Consider the following 18,255-nt stretch of genomic DNA (forward strand, 5'->3'; position numbering starts at 1 on the left):
AAGATTACCTCCTTGATGTCGCTGTCGACTTAGCCTTGGAAGCTGTCTCTCCAGCTAAGCCATTTTCTTTCTAATAAACGAACCAATGAATCGACTAGCTTGCCGATAATAGCAAAAATGATGACACCAACAAAAATAAGCTCTGCACTCGAGTTTTGCTTGCCATAATTAATTAGAAAACCAATCCCTTCCTGCGAGCCAATTAATTCAGCAACGACGAGGCCTAACCAAGATATAGCTACAGACAGCCGTAAGCCTAATAAAATCCCTGGCAAAGAGGCCGGAAGAATTAAGCGAAAAATCTGCTTCGCCTTGCTGAAATTGAGTACTTGAGCAACCTCAAACAACTTGTAATCCACACTGCGTATCCCCAGAAAGGTATAAATGTACATAGGGAAAAAGGCGCCAATCGCGATGATAACGATTTTCGAAACCTCCCCAAAACCAAACCACAATATGATTAAAGGGGCAATGGCCAAATGAGGAATCATCCGCAGCATTTGAAAAGAGGGATCCAGCATGAACTCAAACTTTTGAATAAAACCGGCAAGAAACCCGAAAAGAAGCCCTATTGCACCGCCAATTAAAAAGCCAACTGCCGCTCGCTGGAGCGAAATCGCTAAGTGATGGATAAGCTCGCCTGATCCGATCAAGGTTTGGAACTCAGCCAAAATGCGTAAAGGTGTCGGCAGAAACTCAGGTGAAAATAAGGACAAATCGCCTGATACCTGCCATATGACCAGAAGCAGCAAGGGTAAGATAGAACCGATGACAATATCATTTAGTTTGTCTTTGAACCATTTTACTCGCAGAAAACCGAGCTCCGCCCCTTCGGAATTTCCAATTCCCTGTGTTTGCCTTATCGCTTTAACACTGTTGCTCATGACCGCACCCTCCTGCATCGTATTTTCTTAATGTCCTTTGTAGCTGTCCTGCCAGCTAAGCCATTTGCGTTCAAGTCCTCTTACAGCAGAATCGGCAGCAATACCGAAGACGGCGAATATGAGAATGCCTACGAAAACAACCGGCGTTTTGGAAAATTGCCGCGCATCCGACATCATGTAGCCGATGCCCGATGTAGAACCCATCAACTCTGCTACGACCAAACCCAACCAGGATACGCCAAGCGAGATACGGACGCCTAACAAGATATGAGGTAACGCGCCAGGGATCGTTAGTCGGATCACTTGCTTCCATTTACTGAACCCGAGTACTCGCGTCACATCAAACAATTTATTATCTACACCGCGAATGCCTAGGAATGCATTGATATAGAGCGGGAAAAAGGCACCTTTTGCAATTAAAAGAATTTTCGCCGTTTCCCCAATCCCAAACCATAGAATAAAAAGCGGCGCAATTGCCAAGTGAGGCACCATTCGAATCATTTGAACGGTCGGATCGAGCGCCCTCTCTGTTCGGCGAAATAAACCAACAAGAATGCCAAAGGCCAGACCCAAAGTGCCGCCCAAAAGGAAACCTGATAGGGCACGAAAAACGCTGATTCTAATATTTTCATAAAGCTCACCTGTCTGAATCAAGCGAATTCCCGCACTTATAATGCGCATCGGCGTTGGAAACAGCAAGGATGAAATAATGCCTGATTGGCCTAATACTTGCCATGCAATCAACACTGCGATAGGTACAATCGCCCCCAAATATGTGCGTTTCAAACGTTGCTTTAATCTTATTTGTTTATCCGTCAAACTTGGCTTCTGCGCCACGTCTAGATTCACTCCTGCCAATTCACCTTGTTGGCTCATTGCGAGATCCCCCTCTCCGACTAGATGCCGGAACTATCGATTAGCTCCAGCTCTTCGATTTTTTCGAATTCACTTAACACCTTTAAGCGCAGCTCTTGAAAAGACGTGGTCGTTTTTTTCCTGGGAACCGGCAGGTCAATCGGAATAATGTTCCGAATTGCACCAGGACGCGGTTTGAGGATAACGACACGATTGCCCAGATAAATAGCTTCATCTATATCGTGCGTCACAAAAATCATCGTTGTTTTATTTTTTTGCCAAATATCAATCAGCACTTCCTGCATATGCGTTCGCGTAAAAGCATCCAGTGCACCAAACGGCTCATCCAGCAGCAAAACTTTAGGATTGCGAAGCAGCGCTCGAGCGATTGCGACACGTTGAGCCATCCCCCCGGAAAGTTCTCTGGGGAATGATTTCTGAAATCCTTCCAAGCGAACGAGCTCAATCAGTTCATCGACTTTTCTTCGAACTTCCCCATCCCTTAGCGAGAGGTCGGCCGCAATATTTTTCTCTACAGTCAGCCAAGGAAATAATCGCGGTTCTTGAAAAATGAAGCCTTTATCAATACCCGGACCTTTAATCGGTTGACCGCCAAGCCGAACATCCCCGTTATGCTGCACATCCAAGCCGGCGATAATCTTAAGCAGCGTGCTTTTCCCGCAGCCGCTGGGTCCAATAACGGTAATAAATTCCCCTTCTTTTACTTGCAATTGAATATGATGTAAAGCTTGGACAGCCCCTTTGCTGGACTGGAATGTCTTGTTTAAATGTTCGATACGCAGTAATGGCTCTGTCATCGCATTCATCTCCTTTTTGGGATAAAAAAAAGAGACACTCTCCTCTAGATAGAGGAAGAAGCGTCTCCGTTCATACGGTAGTCACAGGATTGAAAATTTCTATCCATAGATTAACATCTTTTATTAAAACTCGTCAATCACAAATTATTATAATCCGATATGCATTATCGGATATAAGTTGTTGCTTGAGTCAAATCACTCCGTTAATCTCACTATTCTAAATAGGGAGCCACAAGCTTTCTCACTCGTTCAATTCCCTCCCACATCTCACCAGGGCCATCGTAAACTAGTGTGAAAGGTCCCTCATAGCCGGCATTTTTAGCCAGCTCCATACATTGAATAAACTCCGCTTCATCGGGATTCCCCTCCGCATCGGTTTGCGCCTTCGCGTGAATAGACTCGCTATGCGGAATCGTTTTGCTGAGATCATCGTACTTCGTAGTCCCTTTGAAATTCCCATAATCTGAAGTAAATCCAAGTGTCTCTCCGCAAGTTTCCAACAAGGCAAGACAATTCTCCGCCGTTGAAGTTAGTGCGTGGAAATTTTCCGTAACAACTCTAACGCCTCGCGCAGATGCATAATCCGCAAGCTCACTTAGCGCTGCTGCCGAACGCTGCAAAGCAAGCTGGTCAGAAGGTTCCGCATCGCCAGCAATCACTCGAACCCGTTCTGCTCCAGCCACGGAAGCATGATCTATCCAGCTTTTTATCCATGCGATGTCGGATTGCCTACGCGCCTCATCCGTGTTGGTAAGATCACCGTACTCAATTAGCAGCGTGTAAAAGCGAATGCCTGCATCAGCAAACGATTGCCGCAGCTTTTTCAAGTAAGCTTCACTCGTATCCGGAATATGAAAATGGCAAACTTCCAGCGACTTAAACCCTTTTTCCGCCAAAACGATCGGCAGCTCTAGCAATGTGAGAAGTTCCGGTTGATCTTGCACCGCCGTCACTTGCGTTCGGTTATCTGCGTCCCAGCGGGTCCACCGCAATGGTCCAAGGTTTCGATGTAAACTCCAAGTCGTCAATGATAAATAAGGCATAGTCATCTTCAATCCTTTCTTGCTTCTATTTGCTAGTATTCTATCAGTCGCCTAGGTTTATAGCCATATTCGATACAACCGATTTATCTCTTATTCGGCTATTTTTGCCTGAGGTACGACTCGAATGGCGGGGAAAAGAAGGGACACGCTTTGCAAATGTGCATCACACATCTCCAGTTGGATCCTCACTGTTACGCTAATAAACCTGCTTACAGCTTGAATTTCAGTAACTAAAGCGGCATCACTACAATGGTAGGGCTGTTTTTCAGCCTTACAGCGGGCAGTTCGCGCTGAATCCTCGCTATAGAGCTGAAAAACAGCCTTACAGCTTGAATGTCAGCCCCTAAAGCAGCATCACGACAACGTTAAGGCTGTTTTTCAGCCTTACAGCGGGAAATTCGCACTGAATCCTCGCTATAGAGCTGAAAAACAGCCTTACAGCGGCAGTTTCAACTATCCGCCCGAATCTAATGCTGCTCCATCCTATCCACCATATAGCACCACTAACTAGCACACACCGAATATTCCACGCAGCAAGCACAATTTATCAAGTATTCACCCCTCATTTCCCGCGGTAAGCCTTCTCATGATACTCCGTGATATATTCAAAAAGTAGCTTCCCATCATCCAGTAGTGGTTCATGCTCATTCAAACTCAAATACATAGCTCGATAAGTCTCGGGGACCCAAATATATGTGTGCACATAATCGGTCAAATGGAAGCCGACCCTTTCCCAGAAGCGGATTCGCTCCGCATTTTCCGTGGATGGGTCTGCTTCAACTTCAATGACTATCCCTCTGCAATTTGCCGTAGTTTCTGCCCACTCTCGGATATGCCTTAGGCTTATTCGGCCTAATCCCTTGCCTCGTTGATCTTGTCGAACAGCTATATAATCAATGATAAGAATACGCGCCGCATCATTGCTTGCGGTGAGTGCCATGGCTATCACTTCTTCATGCTCGCTCCATGTGTGCAGCGTACAGATGCCTCTTTCGAACATGCGTCGAACGATGGAGCGATTTTTCCTGCCATGCTTTGGAAACGCCTTGTTGTAAACGCGTTCTGCTTGCAGCCATAATCCCTCGTTCCATTCCGAGGTGGTTTGATACTGTAACAACCATTTTCCCTCCTCTATTCCTCTTTTATCCCATTATATCTCACCTGCTGCTAATTCAAACCGATCATTTCCTACCGCTCCCCCTTGATTTTATAAACAAGTTGATTATAATTAGTTTAAGTATTTAAACGAATAAACGGAAGGGGTGAATGGCATGAGTCAGCAAATCGAGCCTATTCTGCAACAATTCAAAGCGTGTATTCCATTGCTGGATGTGCTGACAGATGAAAACCGTCAAGCTATTATTTTGCTGCTTGCAGAGCATAAATCCGGACTTAATGTCAATACGATAGCGGACCACATCAATTTGTCCAGGCCGGCCATTTCCCATCATTTGAAGGTGTTGAGACTATCTGGCTTTGTTAATTTTGAAAAAAAGAGCGTAGAAAACTATTATGTGCTGACTGTCAGCAAACCTCTTGAACAACTCAAGGCATTAATTGCCGCCATTGAAGCCCAGTGCACCAAATCTTGACCAGCAAGGTTGCTTACATGTGTTGTCCGATTAGCCATTATTTCACTGGGCTTATCATAAATGACTAATTCGGATTCAACGCCCCCCGTCAGTTTAAGTATACACAGGAAACTTTTGCGACCTATTCGTCCATAAGTTTAAACCAATAATCATAACAGGAGTGATAGGAATGAAAGCCATGGTCATTGAGAAATACGGTAAAAATGTTCCCTTACTTATGACTGAAAGACCAACGCCTAACATCGGAGAATATGATGTGCTCGTTGAAATTTATGCAGCCAGCTTAAATCCTATCGATTTTAAAATCAAAGAAGGAAAAGCAAAATTTCTACTAACGTATAAGATGCCCTTAATCTTAGGCAATGATTTTTCTGGCGTTGTGGTTAAGGCAGGAAGCCGGGTTAGCGCATTTAAACCTGGAGATGAAGTCTACGGAAGACCCCGCAAAGACAGGATTGGGACACTGGCCGAATATATTGCTATACATGAGGAAGATATTTCGCTGAAGCCGCGGAACTTAACCTTTGAAGAAGCGGCATCCATCCCATTGGTTGGACTTACCACATACCAAGCCTTTTCCGATATTTTGAATCTTCAAAAAGGCCAGAAAATCTTGATTCACGCAGGATCAGGCGGCGTAGGCACCTTCGCTATCCAATTGGCCAAATTAATGGGAGCTTATGTTGCCACTACAGCAAGCGATAAAGGTTACGATTTGGTCAAATCTCTAGGCGCCGACCTAATCATTAATTATAAAAAAGAGAATTTTGAAGAACATCTCACGGGCTATGATGCGGTGTTCGATACTTTAGGAGGACAAGTTTTGGAGAAATCTTTCCAGGTGCTGAAGCCAAACGGAAAAATAGTATCCATCTCCGGCCTTCCGAACGCAAGATTCGGAAAAGAAGCTAAATTAGGTTGGATGAAGACGGCCATTTTGTCCATCGTGAGCCGTAAAATCACAGCTCTTGAGAAGAAAACCCGCACGAGCTATCATTTCCTTTTTATGAAACCAAGCGGAGCGCAATTAAAGATCATCAAAGAATTTATGGAAGAAAATCGCATTAAGCCTGTTATTGATAAGGAATTTACATTCAAAGATGCCGGGCTAGCGCTTCAATATCTTGAAAGTGGAAGTGCCAAAGGAAAGGTAGTCGTTCAAATAAAGCCCTCTCTTACCCAGTAAAACCCCTCCTAAATTCTAAGAAGACTGTTCCATAAGCCAAGTTTAGTACGTAAGCGTCGATAGATGATCGTCTTCAGGTCACCTGAATGCAAAAACCTGCGAAAATGCAGGAATTTCATACCAAATCGAGCTGAAAAGTGGAAATGCCTGCGATTGTGCAGGTATTTTTATCTTTTCGAGCCGCTCATCCAGAAAAAGCCTCAAAAGCCTGCACAATCGCAGGAATTTAATAATTAAGGCTATCCCAAGAGCAAAAAAGATGCATAATTGCAGGTTTTGAGAAAGTGACTGGAGCTAGCGCTCAAAAGTATAAGCAGAACGGCCAGTTTATGCCAGGTAAGAAGTTACTGCGGACAATTTGGTAGCTGCTCTTGCCGCTTCTTCTTTCGCATGTTTCAGGATATCATCTTTGTTCAGGAAAGCAGTGCCTTGTGCTCGAATAATTTGATAATCCTCAAGTCCCATGAAATTAAACATCGATTTAAGATACTTATGTGAGTATTCGACTTCTGTGTACCAGTCGTCATTCGTGTAAACGCCGCCGCTGCCTTGGATGACAAGGACGCTTCTGCCGTCAGTTAATAGTCCAACAGAGCCTGCATCCGTGTATTGAAAGGTTTCGTGTGCGATGAGAATATTATCCATGTAATCTTTTAGCTTGGAAGGAATGTTGAAATTATGCAGCGGCAGCGCGATCACATATTTGTTGGCGCTTTTGAACTGACTCAACACTTCTGTCATCCGGCCTGTTACTACTGCTTCATTCTCTGTTAAGGGTTCACCTTTGCCTATGCCTTTGGCCAGCTTCTCCCAGGCACTTAGAACAGTTGCGTCAACAGCGGGGACTTGATCATCATAAAGATTAATTTGTTCAATGGGCTCTGTCGGGTTTTGTTCTTTATATACCTCTAAAAAATGACTAAGCACCTGTAAGCTAAAAGAAGTTGTAGATTCTACTTTTGGATGCGCATTAATTACGAGCAGTTTATTCTTGATAGTATCATCTCCATCCCTGCAAACTGTGACTTGCAAGAGGCCCCCCTCGTTATACAAACGGGTCAAGCCTCTTGTGTCACAAGTCTAAGCTTTAGTATGGAACGCTTTGGTTATGATTTATGCATTTCGCTGCTTTGGTTATGATTTATGCATGTCATCGCTTAACTTCGCATGAATATCATTCGTCATACGCTCAATGATCTCCGCAATCTTCATCGTACCAAGATCAATGCCTCCACGCTTGCGCACAGACACGCTGTCCGAGTTCTTCTCCGTCTCTCCGAGAACGAGCATGTACGGTGCTTTCTCAAGTTGAGCCTCCCGAATTTTATACCCGAGTTTCTCATTGCGCCCATCAACTTCGACGCGGATGCCAGCTTTCTCTAATTGGCTTTTCACCTGCAGCGCATAATCGAGATAATTCTCAGAGACAGGCAATATTTTCGCTTGCACAGGTGACAGCCATAATGGAAATGCTCCCGCAAAATGCTCAGTTAAAATACCAATAAAACGTTCAATCGAACCGTACAAAGCACGATGAATGACGACCGGCCTGTGCTTTTGGTTATCCTCGCCAATGTAGGTAAGGTCGAATTTCTCCGGCATTTGGAAATCCAATTGGATGGTACCGCACTGCCAGCTGCGTTTCAATGCATCTAAGATGTGGAAATCAATTTTGGGGCCATAGAAAGCGCCATCCCCCTCATTGATCACATACTGGATGCCTAGGTTATCGAGCACATTTTGCAGAGACTTCTCGGCTTGATCCCAAAGTTCTTCTGAGCCCATTGAATCTTCGGGACGTGTAGACAGCTCGATTTTATATTCAAAGCCCAACACCTGATAGACATGGTCGATCAAGGTAATGATCCGTCCAATTTCCTCCTCAATTTGCTCTGGAAGTACAAATAGATGGGCATCATCCTGACAAAATGTACGAACTCGCATCATGCCATTTAAGGCCCCAGAGAACTCGTGACGGTGTACTTGGCCAAATTCCGAAAGGCGGATCGGCAGCTCCCGATAGGAATGTAAGCTGTTTTTGAAGATAAGCATATGACCGGGGCAATTCATCGGTTTAAGCGCGAATTTCGTTTCATCTACTTGAGTGAAGTACATGTTATCTTTGTAATGATCCCAGTGGCCTGATTGCTCCCAGACCCTGTTGTTCATCATAAGCGGCGTACGCACTTCATCATAATCCCGCTGCCGCTGCAACTCACGGGCGAAGTTCTCCAGTTCTGTTCGGATCGTCATCCCTTTGGGAAGAAAAAACGGCATGCCTGGCGCTTCCTCAGAAAACATAAACAACTCAAGCTCTTTGCCCAGTTTGCGGTGATCCCGCTTCTTTGCTTCTTCGAGCACATGCAGATGCTCTTCCAGCTGCGCTTTCTTGGGAAAGGACGTGCCATAGATCCGCTGCAGCATTTTGTTCGATGAATCTCCACGCCAGTACGCTCCTGCTACGCTCATCAGCTTGAACGCCTTCACTCTGCCAGTTGAAGGAAGATGCGGACCGCGGCACAAGTCATAAAATTCGCCTTGATCATAAATCGTAATTTGGGCATCCTCGGGCAAGTCGCGAATCAGCTCCAACTTGAAGGGGTCCTCTAAATCCTCAAAAGTTTGAATCGCTTCAGCACGACTAACGACCCGTCGAACGATCGGGATGTTTTCTTGGATCACTTTCTCCATCTCTTTCTCAATCTTCTCAAGCTCGTCCGTCGATAGGGGTCTTTCCAAATCCATGTCATAATAGAACCCGTCTTCGATCACGGGGCCAATGCCCAGCTTAACCGCCTTGTTTCCGTAAATCCGCTTGATGGCTTGCGCCATAATATGAGCAGTTGTGTGTCGGTAGACATTTAATCCATCTTTGCTGTCTAGAGTAACAATTTCGATATGACTATCCTGCTCAATAGGTTGGTTCAAGTCAACCAACTTTCCGTTCCGTTTCGCCGCTACCGCATTCTTCTTCAAACCTGAGCTGATCGATTCCGCTACCTGTTCGAATGTCGTTCCTTGCGGGTACCTCCTACTTGTTCCATCTGGCAGTGTGACATTGATCTCCATGATATGACCTCCATTTCCCTCATATTCCGATTATTTTGAACGCAAAAAAACGCATCTCTCCCAGAAAGGGACGAGTGCGTTCAGCTCGTGGTTCCACCCAAATTCGACCTGCAGCATGTCACACTTTGATTCATCATCAAATGAGCAGCTGAAAGGTCCTTATCAGTATCCGGTATCGAGGATAAATCGGTGCTGCTTACTGCCGTAAAGGACGTTCACGGGTTCAACATCACGGCTGCAAAGGGGTAATTTCACAACCGGTTACCGGAGAAGCTTTCAGCCTTAACTTCTCTCTCTGAACAGTTCGTGAAGGAAATCATGTCTTTGGTCATTGCCTATTATTGAATTATGTTTCCCATCTTACTGAATAATTACTCCAAATGTCAAGTGAAAAAATTGCTCACTTCCCGTGCCCTTTCCTTCTAGCCGCTCACAATCACGCATAACATTAAGGTGGCAGTTGATTGCAAGCGCAACGAATAAGTATCCACATTGAAAAGGAGGGCTTTGGATGAAGTCCGCTTCTTTGCTGGAATCCAGATTTATTAACGCTTCTGATCCATCCCTGCATGAGTTCGTTTTCCAGTTGCCTGATACTTGGTGGAGTCGACCTTATGAATATGCTTGGTGCGCCTCCTTCATCGACTCCAACGATATCGCTTTAGACGCAGCTTGCGGAATTCCGCATCCTTTCAAATTTGTGCTGGCTGAACAATGTAAGCAGGCTTATGCCTGCGATCTAGATCCTCGAGTGAACGCAGCGAGCGATATTTTGGAATCCGTGCGTTCGGACGTTAGTGAAGAAGCTGCCGCCAAGGTAAGCCTATTTCAATCTTCACCACTGCAGCTTTGCCAAGCAAGCCTTACGGAACTGCCTTATGCCGACCATTTTTTCGACAAAATCTTTTGCATTTCTGTCGTCGAGCACTTGAATTCCGCCGATATGCTTCTGGCTTTGAAGGAATTTAATCGAACGCTTAAAGATGACGGTATGCTTCTGCTCACTTTGGATTACCCAACCATTCAATTGGAAATGTTTCATCAGCTGGTCCTTGAGGCTGGCTTGAGCTTCTACTCCGCTCCCTCCTTTGACCTTCCGTCTGATGCGCTCCATACCGATCTATGGGGTGGGCTTTATTGTTTTCGCGCAGTATTAAGGAAAAAAATCCATAAATAAGGAGACCATCCGGATGTCCTTCGATTACATCGAGTTCTGGAACGATAATTACAGCCATGGCGGAGACTCAGGCAGCGGCTCTTATGGCTTATTAGCAGAATTCAAGTCGCAAATCATCAATGATTTTATTCAAGAGCACCAGATTGAATCCGTCATCGAGTTCGGTTGCGGCGATGGCAATCAGCTGCTGACGATGTCGTATTCAACCTATTTAGGACTGGACGTTGCTCAATCCTCCATTCGCTTGTGCAAAGAGAAGTTCAAGGAAGATACGACCAAAAGCTTCATGCTCTATAAGCCTGGTTTACTTGTAAACCGCGGATTTATTCAAGCAGATTTGGTTGTATGCCTCGATGTGCTGTACCATATTACCGATGAGGAAGATTTTCTCTCCACCTTGTCCAACATTTTTGAGAGCGCCAAGAAATGGGTCATCCTGTATACCAAAATAACAACCGGACTCGAGCCGCAAGAGGTCGCGACCATTCAAGACCGTCCTATTTTGCATCATTTGATGCAGCATTCCGATTTCTCAATCAGCCATGTTATCCCTCAGAAGTACCCCGAGCTGTCCTCATCTCACTTCATAATGCTGAAGAAAAAGTGATCTTAGGAAGATCAAATAAAGCCAAGGTCCTCCTGGTAACAGGAAGAAACTTGGCTTTACTCATTTATCTCTCATCTCCAGCAATTCGCTCTAACAGCCGACTCCCATAAACACTTTGCAGCTCCAGCTCCGGCATATGGATATAACCTATATAACAATCGCAAATGCTCATGCGACATGCGCGTTTGGCGGACAACGCCGTTAACCCATCTCGATACAGGTGCCCGATCACGGACCGATCCTTATAACAACGCTTAACCAGCCCTGCTCCCTGCACATAAAAAACATCTTCGCCCGCCAAGCAATCTCTGCCAAAGCTCTCGTAGTCGACTGCATTTCGATTGAAATGCGGATCTAAACGGGTTAGAAAATCAATATCATCGTCAGTGTAATAGTTTTTGTGATCTTTAAACGCATTGACCCACATATACACATCAGCAGGCAAAATACGTCTCAGCGAAGACAGTGCCGCGAAGGCGCTTCTAACACCCACAGAGCCTACACTGAAAGGAATGGCACGCTTATGCAAAGCGAGACATTGCTGCAAGAATTTGGCTTCTTCCGTTTGTCCGGGATGATAGCTTGCCCAGAATGCCGCTTTGTGCGGGTTCAAATCATCTGTCCAATCCAGCTTGGCGGACAAATTCGTTTGAATGGCCACTTTGTCAACATGTGCCATGTGAGAAAGTTCAATCATGGCTTCGCGGTACCAACGATGTGTCAATCCTTCGCCATAAGGGTTAAAAAAGAGCGAAAGACGATGCCCCTCCTGCTCTTGATCTTTCACCCAGTTCACGAATGTGCCGACCTGAAGGCGGTCCTTAGCCAGCGTCTGCGCATTGTCCTTGTTTTTGCTGAAAGGACAATACGGGCAATCATAATTACAAGAGGAGATGCTGCCTCTGTAATAAAGTGTTGCCCTCATACAAACACGAATCCTTCCATCCGCTCTCTAACCGCAGGCGAAATAAACCAGTCCCCGATAGCATCCGAATAGGCTAAACCTTCCTCCGTGAGTTGGAACAAATCCTCCGATTGCAGCGCCAGACCTGTATCTAGCAGGCGATGAAGCTCCGAATAATCGGTCAACGCCTCGCTTCCGAAGCGTTCCGTATAGGAAGACAGCTCCAAGCCCTCGCTGTGTAAGATTGCTTTAAGAATAAACCGCCGCTGCTGTTCTTCGAGATTAAGCATGTAGCCATAATCCGCAGTATCATGTTGCTTAGCCGCGACATAATCCGCGATAATGCTAGCCGTCGCTTGACGATCTACCGCATAACGAGACGCGTAATGAAGCTCACGCGTATAAGAGCGCGCCCCACAGCCTAAGCCTACCATCCCATCCTCTTGACATCCATATGGAAGCAGCTGTTTAGCAGCGTTGGCCGATGGCTTCGAGAACCGACGCATGGAATGCTGCTGATAGCCCGCACCGCGCAAACGGTCACGCGCGGCCAAATAACAGGCCATACGAACATCCTCTCCACTGCGGCGAATCTGCTCAGGTTTTACGATCGTTTGTTCACGCGTATATAAGGGATAAATGAAAATTTCTTCCGGCTCATAGGCAAGTGCGCGTTCAAGCGAATACAGCCAGGATTGTACGTTTTGGCCTGGCAGCCCATAAATGAGATCCAGATTTAAGATGGGAAATGGCTCTCTTTTCAATAATGCTAATGCTCTCTCCACTTCCAAAGGCTTCTGTGGGCGGTAAATGGCTGTCGCTTCCTCTTCTATGAAGCTTTGAATGCCCATGCTGACCCGATCCACGCGATGCTCATGCAAGATTCGCAGTCTCTCCTCTGTGACGGTTTCCGGCGAGGTTTCCACCGAAATGGATGCCTGCTGAGCGTCAAGCCCCATGATTTCTTCGGCTATCGTGAATAGCCGTTCGAGGAGATAGGGCTCCAGCAAGGTTGGCGTTCCGCCGCCGATGGCAAAGCGGGCGAATGGCTTATTCGCAACGATGGGAGCCCATTCGCGCGCTTGCCTTTCCAGCGCATCGACATACTGCTGATGCACCCCAGTACGTTTATCCGGCAGCGTAAATAAATTGCAGAAACCGCAGCGAGCTCCACAGAAGGGAATGTGCATGTACAAGAACAAGGTTTCTGCCGGCTCATTGCGCCATAGTTCGGATAGCTGCGCTTTGGGCTCAAGCTCACGGTAGGCCGTTTTGTGCGGATAACTGTATAAATAAGAGCGATAAGGCTCTGAACGCAAATTCTCACTCCAGCTTCGAAGGCTTGTTGTGTGGTCTCTTGAAGTCATCTTCGTTTCACATCCTCTAAGCTAAAATAAACTCGCGATAAGGCACATTCCATACGGCTTCATGGGCAAGCCGATGTCCCTCATAGCCATCTTCGCCATAGCAAGTCCCATGATCCGAAAATACGAGGCAGAACACCGGTCGCTCACGCTGCCGCAATGCCGCGAATAAACGTCCTAATTCTCCATCTACATACCTTAAGGCCGCGCGCTGCGTCTCGATGGAATCTCTTTTGGCTCCGTCTATATAATAATGGTTGGGTCCATGAATCGCGGACACATTCAAGAATAGAAAAAGACGTTCCGTTTCATCCATCTGCGTCAGCAGCTTCAAGGCATGATTCACTTGGTGCTCCGTTGAGCGCGGATTCGTTACGCCGAACGTCATCCGCCAATAGCTCTGTTGAAAGTAGCTAGGCAATACGCGGGCAAGCGGTACTTTTTTCGTAAAAAAAATAACGCCTCCGATACAAATAGTCCGATAGCCTTCACCTTGCAGCCCAGAAACGAGATCAGGTGCGTCAAATAACCACGTATGCGGATGTGTCCTGAGTCCGGTATGCTTGGAATGAAACAGCCGCTCATGCTCGGATTTGTTTGGCGAAGCGGGCGTGGGCAGAAATCCCCCGAAGAAAGCATGATGTGCTGCGTAGGTGAAGCTCCCAGGGGTATGCCTCTTTTCCCAAGATCCGCTGCCGCACAGGTTCGGGCAATTCGGCTCTTCAAGTACAGCAGCATCATAACGCAAGGTATCCAAAGTGATCATCACGATATCATGAGAGCCGATGATTGCATTCATATCTGTCATGCCAACTCCTCCTCTCTCAACACTTCCCTTGCCGCTGCTGCTGTATGTGGCTCCACCTCTGTCTTCATTAATTCCCACGTGTAGGCGTCTTCCCCCTGATGCAAGACCTTATAAAGTAAGTCGCCAAACGGATTTACATCAATGACATAGGGCTGCATCGAGCCACTGCTGAGCAGCACATCAACACCAGCTACTGCAGCTGACGGAAATGCAGCAAGTGCCTTCACTGCACAATCACCAATAGTCGTTTGCAGCCGCTTATCTAATCCCACGGCCTCCAAACTCATCCGTTCACTGCGCAAATGCAAATTTGTTATCGGTGTCTGGCTAACCCTAGCGACACGATGACAAGGCTCGCCTGAAACGACTAATTGGCGGATATCGTAGGTTCTGTCTTGAAAGGATGCTTTGGCAATCCACTGCTCCGTATGAGCTCCTTGCTTAAGCAGCCAGTTCACAATCAGACGGATCGTTGTTTGATCCGCGTATTTGCGTATCTTCATCGAGTTAAAGAAAATCGGCGGTCGCGCTACATAAGTCTCAACACCTAAAGTGGTGACAGCTAATTCCGCACCTGTCAACGAGTTAAGCTGATAAGCGACAACTCCGCAAGCCCCCGAGCCGAAAGCGAGTTTAACGAACACGCGATGCATCCGCTTCTGCATCATCGTTTCCTTAAGCTCCTCATAATTTCGGATGCGATCAGGTTCAGCCAATAAGCGCGGAACGGGCACGCCGGCAGCAGTCAGTATTTGATGGGTGTATCGTTTGTCAAACATGGCCGCAATGTCTTTCGGCGCATTCACCCAGCGCGCGGCTGGCCACAGCTCGGCTGCTTCGCTTTCAATCCGCGCAAGCAGGCGACCGAAGCCGCGAAACCATTGCGCGGGGTGATACAGTCGGCCGACCTGTTCCTTAATTCCCAGAGCCATCGAACTGGACCAAGGATCCGGATCACAGCGTGCGCCAAAAGGCAGCAATCGTTCTTCCTCCGCAGAGGCAGAACGATCCGGCGCGCCTAATGCTATCAAGGCGCGCTCCACATCAAAATCCTCACCTGGCGCATCCAATCTGACGTATGGTGCTGAGCAACCGCGAAGCTCTGTCCATTGCGCCACTTCAGCCAGCGACAACAGACCTTGCAGCAGAGCCAGATAAGGAACGACAACAGCCGGCGGAAGTCCCAAACGAGCCCTCGCTGCTTGCAAGCCGGCTGTGCGCCGATTTCCCGGGTTGCCGATTAACAACATAGGGACCATATTCTACTCGGTAAGAAGCGGGTAACGATAATCTTCTTCATCATCCGCATCCTGTTGTTCGCTTGTATCCACCTCAATGCCAGCGTTCGCCCAGCGATTCATCATGTTATCGGACATATAATGATAGCTCAGGTTGAGGAACTTCAGGTTTTGGACCTTAGCGCTGTTCAGAAGTGCTTCTGCTCCTTTATCTGTTAAGGTACCCAGTGATAAATCCAGGGTGTGGAGCTGGTCCAGAATGGGAGCATCCGCCAGTGCAATGGCAATGTCATCTTCTATTTCGCTGTTTTTCAACCCTAAATACGTTAATTCCGGGAATTTCCCAGGCTCAATTACTGCTAAAACGTCTGACAAGCCGCCATCAAATCCATACTGGTCGACACCCAGATAAAGCTCTAATTTCTTCAGCTTAGGGAAATCCGCTTGACTAATACTGGCAAGAACATGCTTGCCTAGTCCTCCGCAGATGATGGCAAGTTCTTGCAGCTTGGCATGTTTGGCTGGCTCTAGCTCAAGCCCTGTGCTGCCTTTGATCGTAAAGGATTCCAATTCCGGATAAGCCGTTAATAGGGGAGACAAGTTGCTTTGCATGATCCAGGAGACTTCACATTCTTCGAAGCCCATATCCCCGATGAACAGCTTGCGAAGGCGTGGGAAACGATCTTTCAACCGTGTCAAAGTTTCCACGATTTCACTGGAATCATTTTCGTAAGAACCTCCCCAATCCCCTATGATAAGGCTAGTTAATTCCGCACCTTCCGGTTTATTGGCCAGCTCCTCCAGTAGATCTTTCATCTTAATGCCTTCCTCATACTGTTCATAATCAATCGAGAGCTTAATTTCAGACATTCAAATTCACTCCAATACCCATTATTTGCTACAATAAGTGCCTAATCTAACTATATACGATGTCAAAAAAAGGATGCAACTTTTGAGAAGCATCCCAGCTGCCCAATCACTCGGCATGAATTTCCATAACTTAGCTTAACGGTAAGGTCACTTCAAACCGTGTTCCGATTCCTTTTCGAGAAGTAGCCGTCATGTTTCCTTTATGATTTTCAACGATTCGATAACAAATGGATAACCCAAGCCCAACGCCGTTCTCTTTGGTTGTAAAGAAGGGATTAACAATCTGGGCGAGTTCTTCTTTCGTCATGCCCACGCCATTATCTTCAATGATAATTTTAAAATGAGATCGATTCGTGTCCTGCTCCGTGGAGAGCTGAATAAATCCATTTTTTTCAATGGAATCGATGGCATTTTGAATGAGGTTGACCAAGACTTGTTTGACCTGCGCAGGATCAATCCAAGCAACAGTTAACTCCTCATCGAAGTTCGCACGAATCGAAGTGTTTTTCAAAATAGCTTGGCTGTCCATAAAACGAATGGTATCCTGCAGGAATTCTTTAATAGGAATGGCTTTTCGCTCCGGCGTACTCGGCTTAGCCATAACGACAAAATCAGACACCAACTGCTTCATATTCTGCAGCTCTGTATTAATTAAGCCTACATAGTTCTGAAACTTCTGCGGGTTATTAGATTGCTGCAGCAGCTGAAAGAAACCAATAATTGAAGTTAATGGATTCCTGATCTCATGAGCCAAGCCTGCTGCCATTTTACCGATTGCAGAAAATTTTTCCGCATTGATGAATTGTCTTTCCAAAATGACACGATCCGTAATGTCACGAAACTGTGCAAAAGCTCCCAGCAACTCACCATTTTCATTCGTTATTGGCAACAAATCAAACAAACAGACATAATTCTGGTCAAGCGAATAGCGAAACGAAAGCTCAATATTTTCGAATTGCTTGCCGTATTTAAGGCCTTGATAAAAATAGCTTCCAAAATGTTCAAAAGGAAATACAGGAGTATGAATGACACTTTCCCGATTTCTGCCCGTTATTTTCTCTGCATATGCGTTAAATTCGGTAATGATACCACGCTCATCGGTCATGATAATGCCATTGCGCATGTTATTGACGACCAACTGTTGAATGAGATTCTGATTATGATTCGTCAAGCGCAGCGACAGTTCTCTTTCGATGGAATCCACCATATTGGAAAGCAAAGCAAGATAGGTATGATTATGATGTTCAACCGATGTCATGATGGAAACCGTTCCAGACAGATCATGGTAGATTGGGAAATAAAACGGGACACAATAGCAGGCAGCATTCTCCAGCAAGACATGATAATGTTCGGCTCCAATAATCTGGATCGGCATCTGTTCTTCAAGAGCTAAAGTCACAACATTCGTCCCCATAAACGCTTCATCACACTTAATGCCATCATGTATGCCGAACTCAGCTACCATCGATTTATACGCTTGATCACCGTGCCGATCTAAAATATATCCACTATTGTTGCTTACAATGATTAAGTGCGGTTTTCCGGATAACATCGACAATGTTTTGTCTGCAAAGTATTGAATAACGGAAAGAATATCATGATATCTTTCTCTCTCCTCCAATAATTCCATCTCCGATAATTGAAACACTGGCTGCGATATTTGAGTGGGATCGAGCCCCCGTTGTCTGCACCTCTGACGAGATAATTCAATCCATTCGTTCATATCCTTCTCCTCTAATTTAATGACAATCGTGTCTCATATATATGGACACACCCATTTTGTGTTTTATCATGACTTATGTAATCAAACACTTTACTAAATATGGTAGATAGTTGTATA

The 18,255-nt window shown here is 46.0% G+C and carries 17 protein-coding genes; 4 read left to right on the plus strand and 13 right to left on the minus strand.

Translation table 11 applies throughout. The features are described from left to right. Positions 1-29: 29 nt before the first annotated feature. The 5 genes from HQN90_RS15915 to HQN90_RS15935 all read right to left on the minus strand — a co-directional run bounded on the left by HQN90_RS15915 (position 30) and on the right by HQN90_RS15935 (position 4,717). Positions 30-884, minus strand: coding sequence for an ABC transporter permease (locus HQN90_RS15915; RefSeq protein WP_173220364.1), 855 nt, complete (start codon positions 882-884; stop codon positions 30-32). 27 nt (positions 885-911) lie between these two features. Beyond that, positions 912-1,760, minus strand: a complete 849-nt coding sequence (locus tag HQN90_RS15920; RefSeq protein WP_173220366.1) for an ABC transporter permease — start codon at positions 1,758-1,760, stop codon at positions 912-914. 20 nt (positions 1,761-1,780) lie between these two features. Continuing rightward, complete coding sequence (locus HQN90_RS15925; protein ID WP_173220368.1) at positions 1,781-2,557, minus strand: ABC transporter ATP-binding protein; 777 nt, start codon at positions 2,555-2,557, stop codon at positions 1,781-1,783. Positions 2,558-2,769: 212 nt separating this feature from the next. Then, positions 2,770-3,600, minus strand: a complete 831-nt coding sequence (locus tag HQN90_RS15930; RefSeq protein WP_173220370.1) for a sugar phosphate isomerase/epimerase family protein — start codon at positions 3,598-3,600, stop codon at positions 2,770-2,772. Positions 3,601-4,162: 562 nt separating this feature from the next. Further along, positions 4,163-4,717: a GNAT family N-acetyltransferase gene (locus tag HQN90_RS15935; RefSeq protein WP_173220372.1), complete on the minus strand. Its 555-nt coding sequence runs from the start codon at positions 4,715-4,717 to the stop codon at positions 4,163-4,165. Positions 4,718-4,871: 154 nt separating this feature from the next. Here HQN90_RS15935 and HQN90_RS15940 point away from each other — a divergent pair, with 154 nt between their 5' ends. Together HQN90_RS15940 and HQN90_RS15945 are read left to right on the plus strand one after the other, a co-directional pair. Next, complete coding sequence (locus HQN90_RS15940; protein ID WP_173220374.1) at positions 4,872-5,192, plus strand: ArsR/SmtB family transcription factor; 321 nt, start codon at positions 4,872-4,874, stop codon at positions 5,190-5,192. Between the two features lie 169 nt (positions 5,193-5,361). Then, on the plus strand, positions 5,362-6,378 hold the full coding sequence (locus tag HQN90_RS15945) for an NADP-dependent oxidoreductase (protein ID WP_173220376.1): 1,017 nt from the start codon (positions 5,362-5,364) through the stop codon (positions 6,376-6,378). Positions 6,379-6,705: 327 nt separating this feature from the next. Here the strand turns inward: HQN90_RS15945 and HQN90_RS15950 are convergent, their stop codons facing one another. Together HQN90_RS15950 and thrS are read right to left on the minus strand one after the other, a co-directional pair. Then, entirely contained in the window at positions 6,706-7,374 is a 669-nt protein-coding gene (locus HQN90_RS15950) for an NAD(P)H-dependent oxidoreductase (RefSeq protein ID WP_173220586.1), read from the minus strand. A 138-nt stretch (positions 7,375-7,512) separates the two neighbouring features. Next, positions 7,513-9,447: a threonine--tRNA ligase gene (thrS, locus tag HQN90_RS15955; RefSeq protein ID WP_173220378.1), complete on the minus strand. Its 1,935-nt coding sequence runs from the start codon at positions 9,445-9,447 to the stop codon at positions 7,513-7,515. 511 nt (positions 9,448-9,958) lie between these two features. Here thrS and HQN90_RS15960 point away from each other — a divergent pair. Beyond that, positions 9,959-10,624, plus strand: coding sequence for a class I SAM-dependent methyltransferase (locus HQN90_RS15960; protein WP_173220380.1), 666 nt, complete (start codon positions 9,959-9,961; stop codon positions 10,622-10,624). A gap of 13 nt (positions 10,625-10,637) precedes the next feature. After that, complete coding sequence (locus tag HQN90_RS15965; protein ID WP_173220382.1) at positions 10,638-11,231, plus strand: class I SAM-dependent methyltransferase; 594 nt, start codon at positions 10,638-10,640, stop codon at positions 11,229-11,231. Between the two features lie 64 nt (positions 11,232-11,295). Here HQN90_RS15965 and HQN90_RS15970 read toward each other — a convergent pair whose 3' ends face one another. The 6 genes from HQN90_RS15970 to HQN90_RS15995 form a co-directional block, all read right to left on the minus strand. Then, positions 11,296-12,156, minus strand: a complete 861-nt coding sequence (locus tag HQN90_RS15970) for an STM4011 family radical SAM protein (protein WP_173220384.1) — start codon at positions 12,154-12,156, stop codon at positions 11,296-11,298. Further along, complete coding sequence (locus tag HQN90_RS15975; RefSeq protein WP_173220386.1) at positions 12,153-13,502, minus strand: STM4012 family radical SAM protein; 1,350 nt, start codon at positions 13,500-13,502, stop codon at positions 12,153-12,155. The genes HQN90_RS15970 and HQN90_RS15975 overlap by 4 nt, the downstream gene beginning before the upstream one ends. Positions 13,503-13,518: 16 nt before the next feature. Further along, positions 13,519-14,307, minus strand: a complete 789-nt coding sequence (locus HQN90_RS15980; protein WP_173220388.1) for an STM4013/SEN3800 family hydrolase — start codon at positions 14,305-14,307, stop codon at positions 13,519-13,521. Further along, positions 14,304-15,557 carry an STM4014 family protein gene (locus tag HQN90_RS15985; RefSeq protein WP_246362477.1) on the minus strand — a complete coding sequence of 418 codons (1,254 nt, stop codon included), beginning with the start codon at positions 15,555-15,557 and terminating at the stop codon, positions 14,304-14,306. Before HQN90_RS15985 ends, HQN90_RS15980 begins: the two co-directional genes overlap by 4 nt. A 12-nt stretch (positions 15,558-15,569) precedes the next feature. Next, a complete protein-coding gene (locus tag HQN90_RS15990; RefSeq protein ID WP_173220392.1) occupies positions 15,570-16,415 on the minus strand; it encodes an STM4015 family protein in 846 nt (281 codons plus the stop codon). 130 nt (positions 16,416-16,545) lie between these two features. Beyond that, complete coding sequence (locus HQN90_RS15995) at positions 16,546-18,138, minus strand: ATP-binding protein (RefSeq protein WP_173220394.1); 1,593 nt, start codon at positions 18,136-18,138, stop codon at positions 16,546-16,548. Positions 18,139-18,255 lie beyond the last annotated feature (117 nt).

Source organism: Paenibacillus alba, from assembly GCF_013204855.1.
GTDB lineage: Bacteria > Bacillota > Bacilli > Paenibacillales > NBRC-103111 > Paenibacillus_E > Paenibacillus_E alba.